Annotated in this window: 18 protein-coding genes and 4 tRNA genes; 19 read left to right on the top strand and 3 right to left on the bottom strand. The window is 61.4% G+C overall.

Going from position 1 to position 13358, the window contains the following annotated elements; genetic code table 11:
- Both R2823_00800 and R2823_00795 read left to right on the top strand, forming a co-directional pair.
- A complete protein-coding gene (locus tag R2823_00800; GenBank protein MEZ5174731.1) occupies positions 1-849 on the top strand; it encodes a xanthine dehydrogenase family protein subunit M in 849 nt (282 codons plus the stop codon).
- Positions 846-1463 (top strand): nucleotidyltransferase family protein, encoded by a 618-nt coding sequence (locus tag R2823_00795; protein MEZ5174730.1) that lies wholly within the window; start codon positions 846-848, stop codon positions 1461-1463. Before R2823_00800 ends, R2823_00795 begins: the two co-directional genes overlap by 4 nt.
- Before the next feature lie 30 nt (positions 1464-1493).
- On the opposite strand, the gene R2823_00790 is transcribed toward R2823_00795, so the two are convergent.
- Entirely contained in the window at positions 1494-1970 is a 477-nt protein-coding gene (locus R2823_00790) for a hypothetical protein (protein MEZ5174729.1), read from the bottom strand.
- 23 nt (positions 1971-1993) lie between these two features.
- Here R2823_00790 and R2823_00785 point away from each other — a divergent pair, with 23 nt between their 5' ends.
- The 4 genes from R2823_00785 to R2823_00770 all read left to right on the top strand — a co-directional run bounded on the left by R2823_00785 (position 1994) and on the right by R2823_00770 (position 4324).
- Positions 1994-3043 (top strand): SAM-dependent methyltransferase, encoded by a 1050-nt coding sequence (locus R2823_00785; GenBank protein ID MEZ5174728.1) that lies wholly within the window; start codon positions 1994-1996, stop codon positions 3041-3043.
- 83 nt (positions 3044-3126) lie between these two features.
- Complete coding sequence (locus R2823_00780) at positions 3127-3984, top strand: zinc metalloprotease HtpX (GenBank protein MEZ5174727.1); 858 nt, start codon at positions 3127-3129, stop codon at positions 3982-3984.
- Between the two features lie 102 nt (positions 3985-4086).
- Positions 4087-4168, top strand: a tRNA-Tyr gene (locus tag R2823_00775).
- Positions 4169-4249: 81 nt separating this feature from the next.
- Positions 4250-4324 (top strand) — tRNA-Thr (locus tag R2823_00770).
- Between the two features lie 201 nt (positions 4325-4525).
- On the opposite strand, the gene R2823_00765 is transcribed toward R2823_00770, so the two are convergent.
- Positions 4526-5107, bottom strand: a complete 582-nt coding sequence (locus R2823_00765) for a YceI family protein (GenBank protein ID MEZ5174726.1) — start codon at positions 5105-5107, stop codon at positions 4526-4528.
- Positions 5108-5202: 95 nt separating this feature from the next.
- On the opposite strand from R2823_00765, the gene R2823_00760 reads away from it, so the two are divergent.
- The 4 genes from R2823_00760 (at position 5203) to rpmG (ending at position 7497) form a co-directional block, all read left to right on the top strand.
- Entirely contained in the window at positions 5203-5715 is a 513-nt protein-coding gene (locus tag R2823_00760; protein ID MEZ5174725.1) for a MarR family transcriptional regulator, read from the top strand.
- A gap of 251 nt (positions 5716-5966) precedes the next feature.
- Positions 5967-6040, top strand: a tRNA-Met gene (locus tag R2823_00755).
- A 39-nt stretch (positions 6041-6079) separates the two neighbouring features.
- A complete protein-coding gene (gene tuf, locus R2823_00750; protein ID MEZ5174724.1) occupies positions 6080-7270 on the top strand; it encodes an elongation factor Tu in 1191 nt (396 codons plus the stop codon).
- Positions 7271-7335: 65 nt separating this feature from the next.
- On the top strand, positions 7336-7497 hold the full coding sequence (gene rpmG / locus R2823_00745) for a 50S ribosomal protein L33 (GenBank protein ID MEZ5174723.1): 162 nt from the start codon (positions 7336-7338) through the stop codon (positions 7495-7497).
- On the opposite strand, the gene R2823_00740 is transcribed toward rpmG, so the two are convergent.
- The gene (locus tag R2823_00740) at positions 7494-7865 is read right to left on the bottom strand and encodes a hypothetical protein (protein MEZ5174722.1); all 372 of its coding nucleotides are present in this window, start codon (positions 7863-7865) and stop codon (positions 7494-7496) included. The two genes, rpmG and R2823_00740, sit on opposite strands and share 4 nt — an antisense overlap.
- Before the next feature lie 176 nt (positions 7866-8041).
- Between R2823_00740 and R2823_00735 the strand changes: the two genes are divergently transcribed.
- From R2823_00735 to rplA, 9 genes are all read left to right on the top strand, one after another.
- Positions 8042-8860 carry a MaoC/PaaZ C-terminal domain-containing protein gene (locus tag R2823_00735; GenBank protein ID MEZ5174721.1) on the top strand — a complete coding sequence of 273 codons (819 nt, stop codon included), beginning with the start codon at positions 8042-8044 and terminating at the stop codon, positions 8858-8860.
- Between the two features lie 4 nt (positions 8861-8864).
- Positions 8865-9440 carry an RNA polymerase sigma factor gene (locus R2823_00730; protein ID MEZ5174720.1) on the top strand — a complete coding sequence of 192 codons (576 nt, stop codon included), beginning with the start codon at positions 8865-8867 and terminating at the stop codon, positions 9438-9440.
- Complete coding sequence (locus tag R2823_00725; GenBank protein ID MEZ5174719.1) at positions 9437-9775, top strand: hypothetical protein; 339 nt, start codon at positions 9437-9439, stop codon at positions 9773-9775. The genes R2823_00730 and R2823_00725 overlap by 4 nt, the downstream gene beginning before the upstream one ends.
- Positions 9776-9985: 210 nt before the next feature.
- Positions 9986-10810 carry a DUF559 domain-containing protein gene (locus tag R2823_00720; protein MEZ5174718.1) on the top strand — a complete coding sequence of 275 codons (825 nt, stop codon included), beginning with the start codon at positions 9986-9988 and terminating at the stop codon, positions 10808-10810.
- Positions 10811-10994: 184 nt separating this feature from the next.
- Positions 10995-11068: transfer RNA gene (locus tag R2823_00715), tRNA-Trp, on the top strand.
- A 24-nt stretch (positions 11069-11092) separates the two neighbouring features.
- Complete coding sequence (gene secE, locus R2823_00710; protein MEZ5174717.1) at positions 11093-11395, top strand: preprotein translocase subunit SecE; 303 nt, start codon at positions 11093-11095, stop codon at positions 11393-11395.
- Positions 11395-12018: a transcription termination/antitermination protein NusG gene (gene nusG / locus R2823_00705; GenBank protein ID MEZ5174716.1), complete on the top strand. Its 624-nt coding sequence runs from the start codon at positions 11395-11397 to the stop codon at positions 12016-12018. Before secE ends, nusG begins: the two co-directional genes overlap by 1 nt.
- A 16-nt stretch (positions 12019-12034) precedes the next feature.
- A complete protein-coding gene (rplK, locus tag R2823_00700) occupies positions 12035-12466 on the top strand; it encodes a 50S ribosomal protein L11 (protein ID MEZ5174715.1) in 432 nt (143 codons plus the stop codon).
- A gap of 88 nt (positions 12467-12554) precedes the next feature.
- A complete protein-coding gene (rplA, locus tag R2823_00695; protein ID MEZ5174714.1) occupies positions 12555-13268 on the top strand; it encodes a 50S ribosomal protein L1 in 714 nt (237 codons plus the stop codon).
- The last annotated feature ends 90 nt before the right edge of the window (positions 13269-13358 follow it).

Genomic DNA, 13358 nt, shown 5'->3' with positions numbered 1-13358 from the left:
ATGTTCCCACCAAGCTTTGACTACATGGCTCCGGCGTCCCTCGATGAGGCTGTTGCTGCACTGTCCGGAGCGGAGAACGCCAAGGTTCTCAGCGGCGGTATGAGCCTCATCCCGATGCTGAAGCTACGCATCGTCCGCCCCACAACGGTCATCGACATCTCGCGGATCCCCGGACTCGACCAGATCACCGATGAGGGTGATCACCTGTCAATCGGTGCGATGGTTCGACACGCCCAGACCGCTTCGAGCGAACTGGTCCAGCAACACGCCACCGCCCTCGCAGAGGCTGCTGGGTCGACAGCTGACCCGCAGGTGCGCAACCGCGGAACCACATGCGGCTCGCTCGCGCATGCCGATGTATCTGCGGACCAGCCAGCCGGAGCCCTTGCGCTCGATGCGACCATGCACGCAGCATCGGTGCGCGGAACCCGCGAGATCGCGGCCGCCGACTTCTTCGTCGACACGCTGACTTCCGCGTTGGAGCCTGACGAGATCCTTACCAAGATCACGATCCCGAAGGGTGGGTCGTCGGCGTATCGAAAGCTCGGCCGGCATGGGGGCAACACCGACTACCCGATTGCCGCTGCGGCGGCGTGGGTGCAGCGGAGCAACGGGACGGTGACCTCGGCCCGTGTCGCGGTGACAGGGGTGTCATCGAAGCCGTACCTCGCAACGGGCTGCTCCGATGTCCTTGCAGGTTCGGACGGGTCCGAAGATGCGATCGCTGCGGCGGCGTCCCACGCCACCGATGGGGTGCATGTCCTCGAGGATCTGTTCGCGTCGGTGGACTACCGCACGCATCTCGCCGGTGTGTATGTGCGGCGTGCGATCGAAGGTGCCCTCACATAGCCGAAGCCGACGCCGGACGATCGGCAACGGTCCGGTTCGCCGCGATCGTACTGGCTGCTGGCGAGTCGTCGCGTATGGGTGCGCCGAAGATGACCCTGCCGTTTCGTGGATCGACGATGGTCGAAGCCGTCGTCGCGGCAGCGTCCGCCTCGGGCGCCGAGCCGGTTGTGGTGGTGACCGGCTTCCACGGTGAGGAGGTGGCTTCAGCGGTGCGAGACCGCGCCGTCCTTGTCGACAACCCGGATCCAACGGCCGGGAATGCCTCATCGTTGCGGGTAGGCCTCGCGGTGCTCGACGATGTTGATGCCGCTGCGGTACTCCTGGGAGACATGCCCGGCGTCGATCCTGAAGTCGTCCGACTCCTCGCGACCCGGGTGATCGCCTCGGGAGCAACCGCGGGGATCGTTCACTACACCGACGGACCGGGACATCCGATTGTTCTCTCGTCGGCCTCGTTTCTCACGGCTGCGACGCTCGAGGGTCCACGCGCACTGTGGAGATTCATTGCCAGACTTGACGAGCGTGAGGTGCTTGAGCTCGGGGTGAACTCGGCAAGTCCGGTCGATGTGAACACCACGGCCGACTACCACACCCTGCTGGAGCGCGATCGGTGATTCGCGGTGCGCGGTGAGCTGCCGGGCCGTCTACGGATTCAGTCGGTCGCGGATGTCGGCGATCGCCGCGAGGGAGATCTCATGGTCAACGAGCGGGTAACGGTCCGAGACGAGCACTTCGGCCCCTGAGGGCAGGCGGGTGAGGTGACGGGCGCCTTTGATCATCTCGCCTACGAGCGGGCTACCGATCTCCCGCCATGGGGCGAGGTGGATGTGAAGATGATCGATGCCGTTTCCGAACACATAGACATACACGAGCTCCCCACCCGTTGCTTCCTTGATGGCCTTCGATGCCGCTGCGATGGTCGGCCCGAGCGTGGTTGCTTCGTCACCGTCGAGTTCCGTGATATCGGCGATGTGACGGCGCGGTTCGAGGTAGGAGAATCCGGCAACCTCCGTGTACTCGGCGGTGGTCAGCCGCCAAAGGGAGTCCGACCACACCTCGGTTCGCATCAGTGCTTCGTCCATTGCCGAACCGGCACAGAGGGCGCAATCGTCGGCTGTCATGGTGCGAACCTACACTTTCTTGGATGCTTTCGCAGATTCTCGAACACATCGAGGCCTCCGGGCCGATGCCCTTCGATGTGTTCATGGAGATGTGTCTCTACGACGAGAACCACGGCTTCTTCGCAGCAGGCCGAGGCGGGCCCGGTGCCACCGCGGACTTCGTGACGGCGCCCGAGATCAGTCCGCTGTTCGGTACCTTGGTTGGGGAGTGGGCGAAGGCCCGAATCCGAGACGATTGGATCGTCGTCGAGATCGGGGGCGGGACAGGTGCCCTCCTCGGCCCGATGCTCGGGGTCGTCGGCGGGATCGATACCTATGTCATCGAGCGGTCGAGGCCGGCGCGGGAAGGCATCATTGCTTCGATACCCGGTACGAAGGCCGTCCGGTCGATTGGGGAGATCGCTGCGAAGGGGGCGGTCGTCGTGATGAACGAGGTCCTCGACAACATTCCGGCTGCGATCGTTCGCCGGACGCCAGAGGGATGGATCGAGGTGGCCGTTGGTGCCGACGACGGGTCGCTCTGTCTCGTCGATCTTTCCGTTCGGCCGGAGGTCGCAAGTTGGGCCTCCGAACATATCGGCAGTGTTCCCGTGGGCACCGTTGCTTCGGTACAGCTTCGGGCATCCGACCTGGTCGCTCAAGTGTTCGAGGCGTTCGATGAGGTGGCGCTTGTCGTGTTCGACTACGGCGGCGTCGCTGATGAGCTCGCAGCCAGGCCCCCCGGAGAGGTTGTTCGTACCTATCGCCGCCAACGCACCGGTTTCGACTACCTGCGTCACCCCGGAGAGACCGACATCACGGTCGATGTCAACACCGATGCCGTGGCCTCGGTCGCTACCACGGCGGGAGCAGATGTCGAGTCGCAGCTCCAGAGCGACTTCCTCCGGTCACTCGGCGCGCAAGAGACCCTCGACCGTCTGAAACAGCAGGAGATTGCCTGCGCCAAGGCGGGTGATGTGATGGGTCAGCTGAAGGCTCGATCCGACGGACTCGCCCTCCGCGCGCTACTCGACCCAGCAGGTTTCGGGGGGTTCGCGGTCGTGACGGCCGAACGGATTTCCCGCGTGGATTGAGCTACGGACGGAATCCACCGTGGTTCGGTGCGAAGGTTCGAACCGACGGCGAGATATCAGGCACCGGTTGATACGCTGATTGCATGAACAACCTCAAGACGACGGCGCTCCTTGCGTTCCTCGGGGCGCTGTTCATCGGTGTCGGTTACCTGATCGGTGGCACCTCGGGCGGGATCATCGCCCTCGGTTTTGCGGTCGTCTTCAACTTTGCGATGTACTTCTTCTCCGACAAGATCGCACTCAAGTCGGCTCGTGCAACGCCGGTCGAGGCCCACGAGCTCCCCGATGTGTATCAGATCGTGTCATCCCTCGCGCAGCGCGAGAGGATGCCGATGCCGGACATCTACCTCATCGACTCGCCCCAACCGAACGCTTTCGCCACGGGGCGCAGCCCGCGGCACGCTGCCGTTGCCGTTACGACCGGCATCCTCGACATCTTGGATCATCGTGAACTCGAGGGAGTTCTCGGGCACGAGCTCGCGCATGTCAAGAACCGTGACATTCTCATCTCGACCATCGCAGCAACCATCGCCGCCGCGCTCACGCTCCTTGCAAGGATGGCGTTTTGGGGTGGCATGGGTCGGCGTCGGGACAACGGTGCGACCGCGATCGTCGGACTCGTTGCGATGATCCTCGCCCCGATCGCTGCTGCCCTGATCCAGATGGCGATCAGCCGTTCGCGGGAGTTCGAGGCGGACCACGACGGAGCCGAGTCGACCGGCTCGCCCCTTGCACTTGCGAGTGCGCTCGAAAAGATCAGTATGGGAACGGCCCGTCATCCGATGCAGGTCAACCCTGCCGTGTCCCAGCTGTTCATCGCCGATCCGCTCAAGGCATTCGGCTCGCGCGGTCCCGGCCGGATGTCGAAGATGTTCTCGACGCACCCTCCCATCGAGGAGCGCATCGCGCGCCTCCACCGCATGGCGTCGGGTATCCGCTGAGGTCCAGGAGTCGCCGTGAGCCAGGGGTGCGGACGCGGTTCGGGATCTGCCCAGATAACCGAAGAAGCGACACACAGTTCGAGGCAGTATCCTCGCCCCTGCGCTGGGATGCCCGAGCGGCCAAAGGGAGCAGACTGTAAATCTGCCGGCGAAGCCTTCGGAGGTTCAAATCCTCCTCCCAGCACGTAGGAAGTTCACCGTTCACCGTTTACAGTTCACAGTCGATCTGACTGTTAGCTGTGAACGGTAGACCGTGAACTCTCCGGCCTCCTTAGCTCAGTGGCAGAGCACCTCCATGGTAAGGAGGGGGTCCCGGGTTCAAATCCCGGAGGAGGCTCCATTGCTACTTCACGCGGTGCGTCTCGACTCGATGATCACCATGTACGAGCTGCAAGACGCGGTTCCGAGTGGCGCCCGATCTGGGTACTCATTGTGGGGTGGGTTGGTCGGAGCTGTGGGGATGGGTCGGGACCTCGCCGATGCATCGGGCAAGCGCGACGCAACGGGCGGGGTGACCCACCCCTTGCTACATCTCCGTTTGCTAGCTGCGTGACCGAGCAGCTTGCATCTCGATCTCGATGTTGATCTTCTTCGAGACGAGCACGCCGCCGGTTTCGAGGGCAACGTTCCAGCTCAGATCCCAGTCCTCTCGGTTGATTGTGGTGGTCGCCGAGAAGGCAGCCTTCTGGTTTCCCCACGGGTCGGTGGCAACACCGGCGAAGTCAAAGTCAAGGGTCACGGGCCTTGTGACACCCTTGATGGTGAGATCGCCTTCAAGGATCCAAGATGACCCGGCGGCACGCACTGCCGTTGATACGAACTTCATCTCGGGATGATTCTCGACATCGAAGAAGTCGGCGGACTTGAGATGAGCATCACGCTCATCGTCTCCGGTCGTGATCGACGCGGTGTCGATCGTGACCTCGACCACGGAATCGGTTGGGTCCTCTGCTACATCGACCGTGCCCGCAATGGAACCGAAACCGCCGCGGACTCTCGTGACCATCAAGTGGCGGGCCACGAATTCCGCTGAGGTATGGGAGCCATCGATATCCCACTTACCGACGGCAGGGACCGTGGCGCCATCGACCGTGCGGGTGGGATTCTGGGTTGTTGTTGACATTGCATCCTCCTGTAGTTGCTATCAGCAATGATTGCTATGTGCAACTATATCCTAGATGATTGCATTATGCAACCATATTCTCTAGGGTCATGAACATGACGACGGTGAAGATGAAGTCCACGCCCGCATCGGACGCGTGGAGAAGCGTGATGACAGCCTTCACGCGGGTGAACACCGTCCTTTCCCGCGAGATGAGCGATGAAATGGGCATATCCCTCGAGTGGTACTCCATCCTTCTGATTCTCGCCCAGTCCGATGAGGCGTCGATGCGGCCAAGCGATCTCGCAGATCAGATCGGGTTGAGCCGTAGCGCGACCACTCGGTTCATCGATCGACTCGAGTCCGATGGCCTCGTCGAACGTCGCTCTTGCGCCTCCGACCGCCGGGGAACCTTCGTTGCGCTCACACCCAGGGGCGCAGAAGTGTTCACAGAAGCAGGTCGTGTCCACCTCCGAGGGATTGAGGAACACGTCGGGTCACACCTCACCGGTGAGGAACTTGCCCGACTTGAGGTGCTACTCGGAAAACTCGCACGCCGGGTTGGCGGCAATGCGCTCTCGGCCCTCGTTCCAGCCCGCTCGACAGGCTCGAATCTCGGAGAAGGCTGACATCCCGCGCTTGATTCCCGTGTCGCCACCTCGCGATCCTTCGACGCAGTCCGACATCTGACATCTGACATCTGGCATCTGACATCTGGCATCTGGCATCTGACATCTGGCGTCTGGCATCTGGCATCTGACATCTGGCATCTGGCATCTGAAGTCTGACATCTGACTGGCATATACTCCCGTTCTGTCCCGGTGATGTCCGGGATGTGTCGGGCGGGTGCCTGACGATTCATCGCGAGAGCGGCGAATATGGCGGCGTAGCTCAGCTGGTGAGAGCGCGCGACTCATAATCGCGAGGTCGGCAGTTCAAGTCTGCCCGCCGCTACGCACACGACAGTACGGACCGGTTCGGGAGGACCTGACGATGGCGAAGCAGAAGTTTGAGCGGTCGAAGCCGCATGTGAATGTTGGGACGATGGGTCATATTGATCATGGGAAGACGACGTTGACGGCTGCGATTACGAAGGTGTTGGCTGAGTCTGGGTCTGGGTCGTCTGTGTTTACGGCGTTTGAGGATATTGATAAGGCGCCTGAGGAGCGTGAGCGGGGGATCACGATTGCGATTGCTCATGTGGAGTATGAGACGGAGAATCGGCATTATGCGCATGTGGATATGCCGGGGCATGCGGATTATGTCAAGAACATGATTACGGGTGCTGCGCAGGTGGATGGGGCGATTTTGGTGGTGTCTGCTGCTGATGGTCCGATGCCTCAGACGCGTGAGCATGTGTTGTTGGCTCGTCAGGTTGGGGTGCCTGCGTTGGTGGTGTTTATGAACAAGGTTGATCAGGTTGATGACGATGAGTTGTTGGATCTGGTGGAGCTTGAGGTTCGTGAGTTGTTGTCTGAGTATGAGTTTCCTGGTGATGAGGTGCCGGTGGTGCGGGGTTCTGCGTTGAAGGCGTTGGAGGGGGATGCGTCTGCTGCTGAGGCGATTGTTGAGTTGATGGCTGCGGTGGATTCGTATATTGAAGAGCCGGTTCGTGATACGGATAAGCCGTTTGCGATGCCGGTTGAGGATGTGTTTTCGATTACGGGTCGTGGCACGGTGGTGACGGGCCGGATTGAGTCTGGGACGCTCAAGGTGGGGGATCAGGTTGAGATTGTTGGGTTGCGTGATTCGCAGACCACGACGGTGACGGGGATTGAGATGTTCCGTAAGTTGTTAGATGAGGGTCGTGCTGGTGACAATGTGGGGTTGTTGTTGCGGGGTATTGGCAAAGATGATGTTGAGCGTGGTCAGGTGGTGGCGGCTCCTGGTTCGATTACGCCCCATACGGTGTTTGAGGCCAATGTGTATGTGTTGACCAAAGATGAGGGTGGGCGTCACAATCCGTTCTTTGATGGGTATCGGCCCCAGTTCTATTTCCGTACAACGGATGTGACGGGTGCGGTTGCGTTGCCGTCTGGGACTGAGATGGTGATGCCTGGTGATAACACTGAGATGACGGTCACATTGGGGAAACCGATCGCGATGGATGAAGGGTTACGGTTCGCGATTCGTGAAGGTGGCCGCACGGTTGGTGCAGGCCGAGTCACCAAAATCATTGAGTAGACAGTCAACAGTTCACAGTCAACAGTCAACAGTGAACCGTGAACATTCGAACGAAGTGAGAACCAATGGCCAGTGATAAGCGACCGCCGATCACGCTCGCCTGCGAGTCGTGTAAACGGCGCAACTATGTCACCACGAAGAACAAGACCAACACGAGGGACCGCCTCGAGTTGAAGAAGTTCTGCAAGTGGTGTCGTGAGCAAACTCCTCACAGAGAAACGCGTTAGCTCTCGCCGTTGATCGCGCTCACCAGGTTTCTCGGGTTCAACATTCCGTAGTCGAACACGAACTCGGATCCATCCTTCATCGTGACCACGGCCTGCTTCATGAGGCGCTTCTTCGTTATCCGGGCTCCTGCGATGTCCGATCGCGGGAGGGTGAACCCAAAGTCGGTTTCGGTGTCGTGGAAATAGGAGGCGTGGCCTCCGCTGGCCGCGAATGCCCCCAAGGTCGTACCGATTCCCTTGATGATCTCCGCGTTGCTTGAGTCGTACAGGCACTTGAAGATGAGGTCGGTCTCGGTGAGGGCGAGTTTCCCGGTGAAACGACCCCCGTCGTTCGGCAGGAAGTTGATCGTCCAAGTATTCGCCGCCATCGGTTCTCCTTGATCGATGTCTCACCCTACCAGCGGACACCTATCGGAGACCGTCCACTCCTTCGTGTCCTCGGTGACCAAACCCGCACGGGCCGAGAGCCAGGAATGGCGGCTGCCCACGAGGGCGCCGCAGCGGGCCTCACCGTGAACGGTCTGGAATCGCTACCGTGGCGGCGATGACGGACAACCCCACGCCAGCTGATCTCGTCGGTCACACGATCGGACCGGTCCAGGTCGCGGTGACCGCCGACGGGGTGGCTGCGTATGTGACCGCAACTTCTGGCGACCCGGCCGCGTGGGTCGACGAAGCCCCACCCGGATACGCCTCGGTGTTGCTGTTCGCCGTTGCGGACGGATTCCTCTACGACCCCCGGATCATCGCCTACACGGCAACGCTCATGCATGTCGACCAGTCGTTCGAGTACTCCACACCGATCCGGGCCGGAACGGACCAGGTCGTCACGGGAACCATCAGCAAGGTTCGCGAGCGCGGCGGTTCGTTCTTTGTGACCTTTGAGGCAACGGCCGAGTCGCGCGGCGAGGTAACGGTGCGATCCGTTTCGACCTTCCTCTTGTCCAATCGTGCAGCTGAGCGGCCACCCGACGAGCACACCGAGCCCGGTGTGTGGGAAGTGGCTCGCAACGAGCGGTCCGGGGAGGCGCTGCTGCGGTCGGCGAGCCGGAGCGATCTCGTCCGGTACGCAGCGGCGACGAGGGACTTCAATCCTCTTCACTGGGACCATGCGTCGGCAGTGTCGGCCGGGATGCCGGGCGTTGTTGTGCACGGGCTCCTGATGTTGGGCTGGATGGTCCAAGCGGCACTCACATACGGACGGATTCGGAGTGTGAAGGTCCGGTTCAAAAGCGCCCTGTTCCCAGCCGAGCAGGCGATGGTGCAGGCAACGGCCGATGGTGATACGGTGCGTTTGTTCTTGGATCGAGACGGGGAAACCCTGGTAACTGGAACGGCAACGGTGATGGCGGAAGAGGCGTAACGGGATGTATCGGGAACGGGTCGAACCCCTCGAACCGTACGATCTGGTCGATCGCGCTCGGCAGGGCGACCGGGATGCCTTTGGCGAGCTCGTGCGGCGCCACCAACACGAGGTGTACACATTGGCCGTGCGGCTGGTTCGAGACCGAGACCTCGCCGAGGATGTCGCGCAGGACGCCTTCGTGCGCGCATGGCGAGCGATACCAGGTTTCCGTGGCGATGCCAAGTTCACAACTTGGCTGCATCGCATCACCGTGAACACGGCATGGACCCACCGGACACGACGGAACCGGGTGCGGCTCGATCCGATCGATGAGCTGAACCGTGAGCCGGAATCGACGGTCATCGATCCGGCGCGGGCAGGTGTATCGGCAGCGATGGCACCACACATCGAACAGGCCCTCCTCGGACTCTCAGACGGTGTGCGCGCCGTGGTCGTGCTCAAGGATGTGTACGAGTGGACCCATGCCGAAATCGCGGCGCATCTCGACATTTCCGTCACCGCCGCGAAGGTCCGCCTGCACCGCGGCCGGAAGGATCTGCGAGCGGCCCTGCGTGGCTCGGTAGGAGCGGTGACATGAGCGTGCTGTGTTCCGCGGTGCACATGGCGATCGACACGATGGGGCCTTCTGCAGTGACCGGACCGCTCGCGTCCCACGCCGGTCGGTGTGGGGATTGCTCTGCGGAGATCGCCTCGGTCGTGGTCATTGGTCACGGGTTGGCCGGACTGCCACGAGATGCTCACCGGGCGCCGGAACGGCTGACGGATGCCGTGATGGACTCCCTCGGTCCCGTCGCTGTCCCGGATCTCGAAAGCCGCCTTTCGCTGCGGGTTCCGGTCGCCGCCGCCGTTGTTGCCACAGCCGCTGCGGGAACCGCAGTCATCATCCACCTCCGCAGAATCCGCGCAGCCTGATCCTTCTGCTGGCAACCCAGGGTTGTACCCCGGGCTCCTACACGGATATCGCCGAGTGGGAGCCCTCGGTTGGTCGAATGTGATGACGGGGGTCTGGACTTGGCATCTCCAATGACGGACGATGCCGAGGTGAGTGCCGACCGCCGCTTGAATCATCTCGCCTTTTCCCAAGGCGGGATTGTGACTCACGCTCAGGCGGCATCGAATGGCATGTCAGACGACCGCATCGCCGCCCGGATCGAGTCCGGCTCGTGGGATCGACTCGGTCGTGGAGTCTATCGCCTGTTGCCCGCCCGTGACGGTACCGATCTTGCCCGAGGAGCCGTTGCCGCCCTGAGGGGCGCGGTGGTGTCTCACATGACAGCCGCGGGATTACACGGAATCGGCGTCGCCAGTTCTCGAGCAGTGGTCACCGTGCACCCACGGACGACGCATATCTTTCCCGGGGTTCGGGTTGTCAGATCATCGGACTTGTTGTCTGAGCACTCAACCGTGATCGACGGGCTACCGGTCACGAAAGTCGCCCGTACCCTGGTCGACTTGGCCGCAGATCTGCAGCTGACGCAGCTGGAGCGCTTGGTAGATGACGCCATCGCCAGTGGGAAGACCACTGCCGCGGAACTCGCGGGAATGCACCGCCAAATCGGTCGACGAGGCAAGCCGGGAACGTCGCGCATGCGGCAGGTACTTGGTGGCGTATACACGGTAGACATCCCGCCCTCCGTCCTCGAAGCTCGGTTCCGTCGACTCGTCGACGGGGCACGAATCGATGATTACGAGGTTGAGTACCCTATACCCTGGTCACCAATGGAGCGGTTCGACTTCGCATTTCCGAGCCGTAAGTTGGCGATCGAGCTTGACGGATTCCAGTGGCACCGAAGCAAAAAGACGTTCGAGAACGACCGCCGGCGAGATCGTGACGCGGTGGTCAACGGTTGGAAGGTTATGAGGTTCACCTGGTCAGACATTTCCAATTCTCCCTCTTCGGTTGTCGAGACCGTTCGCACGGCGCTCCGACAGATCCCACCAGGCTGAACCCGGGGTTTCCACCCGGCTATACCCGACTGCCAGCCCGGGGTACGACCCGGGGCTGGAATTCGGTACGCCGGGTCGAGACCCAGGCACACGACTGTGACATCGTGCCGTCGTCAGGTTCTTGTGCGGTTTACACTTCGGAGTGGCAGCACATATACTTCCCCGCCGCGCCCCACGAGGCCGGAGGGGTGTAGCTCCAATTGGCAGAGCGCTGGTCTCCAAAACCAGATGTTGTGGGTTCGAGTCCCGCCACCCCTGCAAACAGGACATCGAGGAGTACGAGTGAATCGTGAAATGAGACGCCTTCAGGCGAAGGAGGAGGAGCGCGCGAAGAAGCGTCGCTCCGAAGGTCCGCGCCAGAAGAAGTCGAAGCAAGGCGAGAAGCTCAGCCTGATCCAGCGAACCACGAAGTACTTCCGCGAGGTCAGGCAGGAACTGAAGAAGGTGGCCTGGCCGTCTCGTGAGGAGCTCACGACCTACTCCGTCGTGGTGTTCGGCGTGACGACGATTCTGACATTGGTCGTCTTCGGCCTTGACTGGGGTTTCAATCGGGCGGTCATCAAAGTACTGGATGCGATCATCTGATGGCGGTTGAAGAAGTCCAAATTGACGAAGAAGTCGATGTCGAGGGTGCCGACGAGGCCGTCGAAAGGCCGCTGAGCCCCTACGACCTCCCGGGTGCCTGGTATGTGATCCATTCCTACTCGGGTTACGAGAACAAGGTCAAGGTGAACCTCGAAACCCGGGTCAAGTCGATGCACCTCGAGGACAAGGTGTTCGATGTCGTGATCCCGATGGAGGATGTCGTCGAATACAAGGCAGGCAAGAAAGTCACCGTGGAACGCAAGAAGTTCCCCGGCTATGTCCTCGTCCGCATGTACATGGATGACGATTCCTGGTACGCCGTTCGCAATACGCCGAATGTCACCGGGTTCGTTTCCGGCGCCAAGCCGACACCCCTGTCGCGCAAGGAAGTCGAACACATCCTTGGCGTCGCGAAGGAAGAGGGCGCAAAGAAGGCGAAGCCCACCTTCAAGCCGGCCTGGGAAGTCGGAGAGACCGTACGCGTGGTCGAGGGCCCATTCGCGGACTTCAACGGGGTCATCGAGGACATCAATGTCGACCAGTCCAAGGTCAGGGTCCTCGTCGACATCTTCGGGCGGGAAACCCCCGTCGAGCTGAACTTCGACCAGATCATCAAATACTGAGACAAGGAACTGATTCATGGGCCGCAAGAAACTGATGACGGTGCTCAAGCTCCAGATCCCGGCAGGCCAGGCAAGCCCGGCGCCACCGGTGGGTCCTGCGCTTGGCCAGCACGGCGTCAACATCATGGACTTCGTTCAGGCATACAACGCCGAAACTGCCTCCCAATCGGGCACCATCATTCCGGTCGAGATCTCCATCTACGAGGATCGCTCGTTCACCTTCATCACCAAGACGCCACCAGCAGCCGTGCTCCTGCGTCAGGCGGCGCGGGTCGAGAAGGGATCGGCGATCCCTCACAAGGAGAAGGTCGGATCGGTCACCAAGGCACAGGTGCGGGAGATCGCCGAGACGAAGATGCCTGATCTGAATGCGAACGACATCGACAACGCGATGCGCATCGTGGAGGGGACCGCCCGGTCGATGGGACTCACCGTGGTGGATGCCTAGCCGGAGGCGATGGCTGATCCACCGAGGAGCAATGTACACGACAGTGGGAGGGCCGCACGGCCCGTGACACCACGAAAGGAACAACACCATGCGTGTTTCAAGGAAGGCTGCCGAAGCGCAGCGGAGCTACGATCATGAGGCGGTGTACGCACCCGAGGACGCCCTCGGCCTCGTCAAGAGCCTTGCGTATGCGAAGTTCGACGAGTCGATCGATGTGGTGTTCCAGCTCGGCATCGATGCTCGACAGGCAGACCAGATCGTCCGCGGTACCGTGTCGCTTCCTCACGGCTCGGGCAAGGATGTTCGCGTTGCCGTCTTCGCCAATGAGCAAGCCAAAGAGGCAGAGGCAGCGGGAGCTGATCTCGTCGGCGGCGAGGATCTCGCCGAGCAGATCTCGAGCGGAGCGGTGGCCCTCGACTGGGATGTGACCGTTGCGGCCCCCGACATGATGCCCGTTGTCGGAAAGCTCGGTCAGGTCCTCGGCCCCCGCGGCCTGATGCCAAACCCGAAATCCGGAACCGTGACGACCGATGTCGCCAAGACCGTCGCCGAATTCAAAGCCGGACGCGTCGAATACCGAAACGACCGGTACGGCAATGTCCACATCCCGATCGGCAGGGTCTCGTTCGAGATCGACAAACTGGTCGACAACTTCCTCACCGTGGCCGACGAGATCAAGCGTGCCCGCCCAGCATCGTCCAAGGGCGTGTTCATGCGCAAGATCTCGCTCAGCTCGTCGATGGGTCCCGGCATCAAGGTCGACACAACGGCCGTCAACGATCTGCTCAAGACACGACGATAACCGTCACCGGGCCCTGAATCTCAGCGGGAAACAACACCATCCGCATCGGTCGAACCGTTCCGAGGGCCAGCATGGTCATGGTGCATTCGC

The sequence above is a fragment of the Acidimicrobiia bacterium genome, from assembly GCA_041393965.1.
GTDB lineage: Bacteria > Actinomycetota > Acidimicrobiia > Spongiisociales > UBA5794 > UBA5794.
This window is presented reverse-complemented; position numbering and strand designations above follow the sequence as displayed.

Excerpts from the sequence above, each read along its gene's own strand:
- rpmG (MEZ5174723.1), top strand. The coding sequence starts at position 7,336 with ATGGCCAGTGATAAGCGACCGCCGATCACGCTCGCCTGCGAGTCGTGT.
- nusG (MEZ5174716.1), top strand. The coding sequence starts at position 11,395 with ATGGCGGTTGAAGAAGTCCAAATTGACGAAGAAGTCGATGTCGAGGGT.
- R2823_00730 (MEZ5174720.1), top strand. The coding sequence starts at position 8,865 with ATGTATCGGGAACGGGTCGAACCCCTCGAACCGTACGATCTGGTCGAT.
- R2823_00765 (MEZ5174726.1), bottom strand. The coding sequence starts at position 5,107 with ATGTCAACAACAACCCAGAATCCCACCCGCACGGTCGATGGCGCCACG.
- rplK (MEZ5174715.1), top strand. The coding sequence starts at position 12,035 with ATGGGCCGCAAGAAACTGATGACGGTGCTCAAGCTCCAGATCCCGGCA.
- R2823_00760 (MEZ5174725.1), top strand. The coding sequence starts at position 5,203 with ATGACGACGGTGAAGATGAAGTCCACGCCCGCATCGGACGCGTGGAGA.
- R2823_00790 (MEZ5174729.1), bottom strand. The coding sequence starts at position 1,970 with ATGACAGCCGACGATTGCGCCCTCTGTGCCGGTTCGGCAATGGACGAA.
- R2823_00725 (MEZ5174719.1), top strand. The coding sequence starts at position 9,437 with ATGAGCGTGCTGTGTTCCGCGGTGCACATGGCGATCGACACGATGGGG.
- R2823_00720 (MEZ5174718.1), top strand. The coding sequence starts at position 9,986 with ATGTCAGACGACCGCATCGCCGCCCGGATCGAGTCCGGCTCGTGGGAT.
- R2823_00800 (MEZ5174731.1), top strand. The coding sequence starts at position 1 with ATGTTCCCACCAAGCTTTGACTACATGGCTCCGGCGTCCCTCGATGAG.
- tuf (MEZ5174724.1), top strand. The coding sequence starts at position 6,080 with ATGGCGAAGCAGAAGTTTGAGCGGTCGAAGCCGCATGTGAATGTTGGG.
- R2823_00735 (MEZ5174721.1), top strand. The coding sequence starts at position 8,042 with ATGACGGACAACCCCACGCCAGCTGATCTCGTCGGTCACACGATCGGA.
- rplA (MEZ5174714.1), top strand. The coding sequence starts at position 12,555 with ATGCGTGTTTCAAGGAAGGCTGCCGAAGCGCAGCGGAGCTACGATCAT.
- R2823_00740 (MEZ5174722.1), bottom strand. The coding sequence starts at position 7,865 with ATGGCGGCGAATACTTGGACGATCAACTTCCTGCCGAACGACGGGGGT.
- R2823_00780 (MEZ5174727.1), top strand. The coding sequence starts at position 3,127 with ATGAACAACCTCAAGACGACGGCGCTCCTTGCGTTCCTCGGGGCGCTG.
- R2823_00785 (MEZ5174728.1), top strand. The coding sequence starts at position 1,994 with ATGCTTTCGCAGATTCTCGAACACATCGAGGCCTCCGGGCCGATGCCC.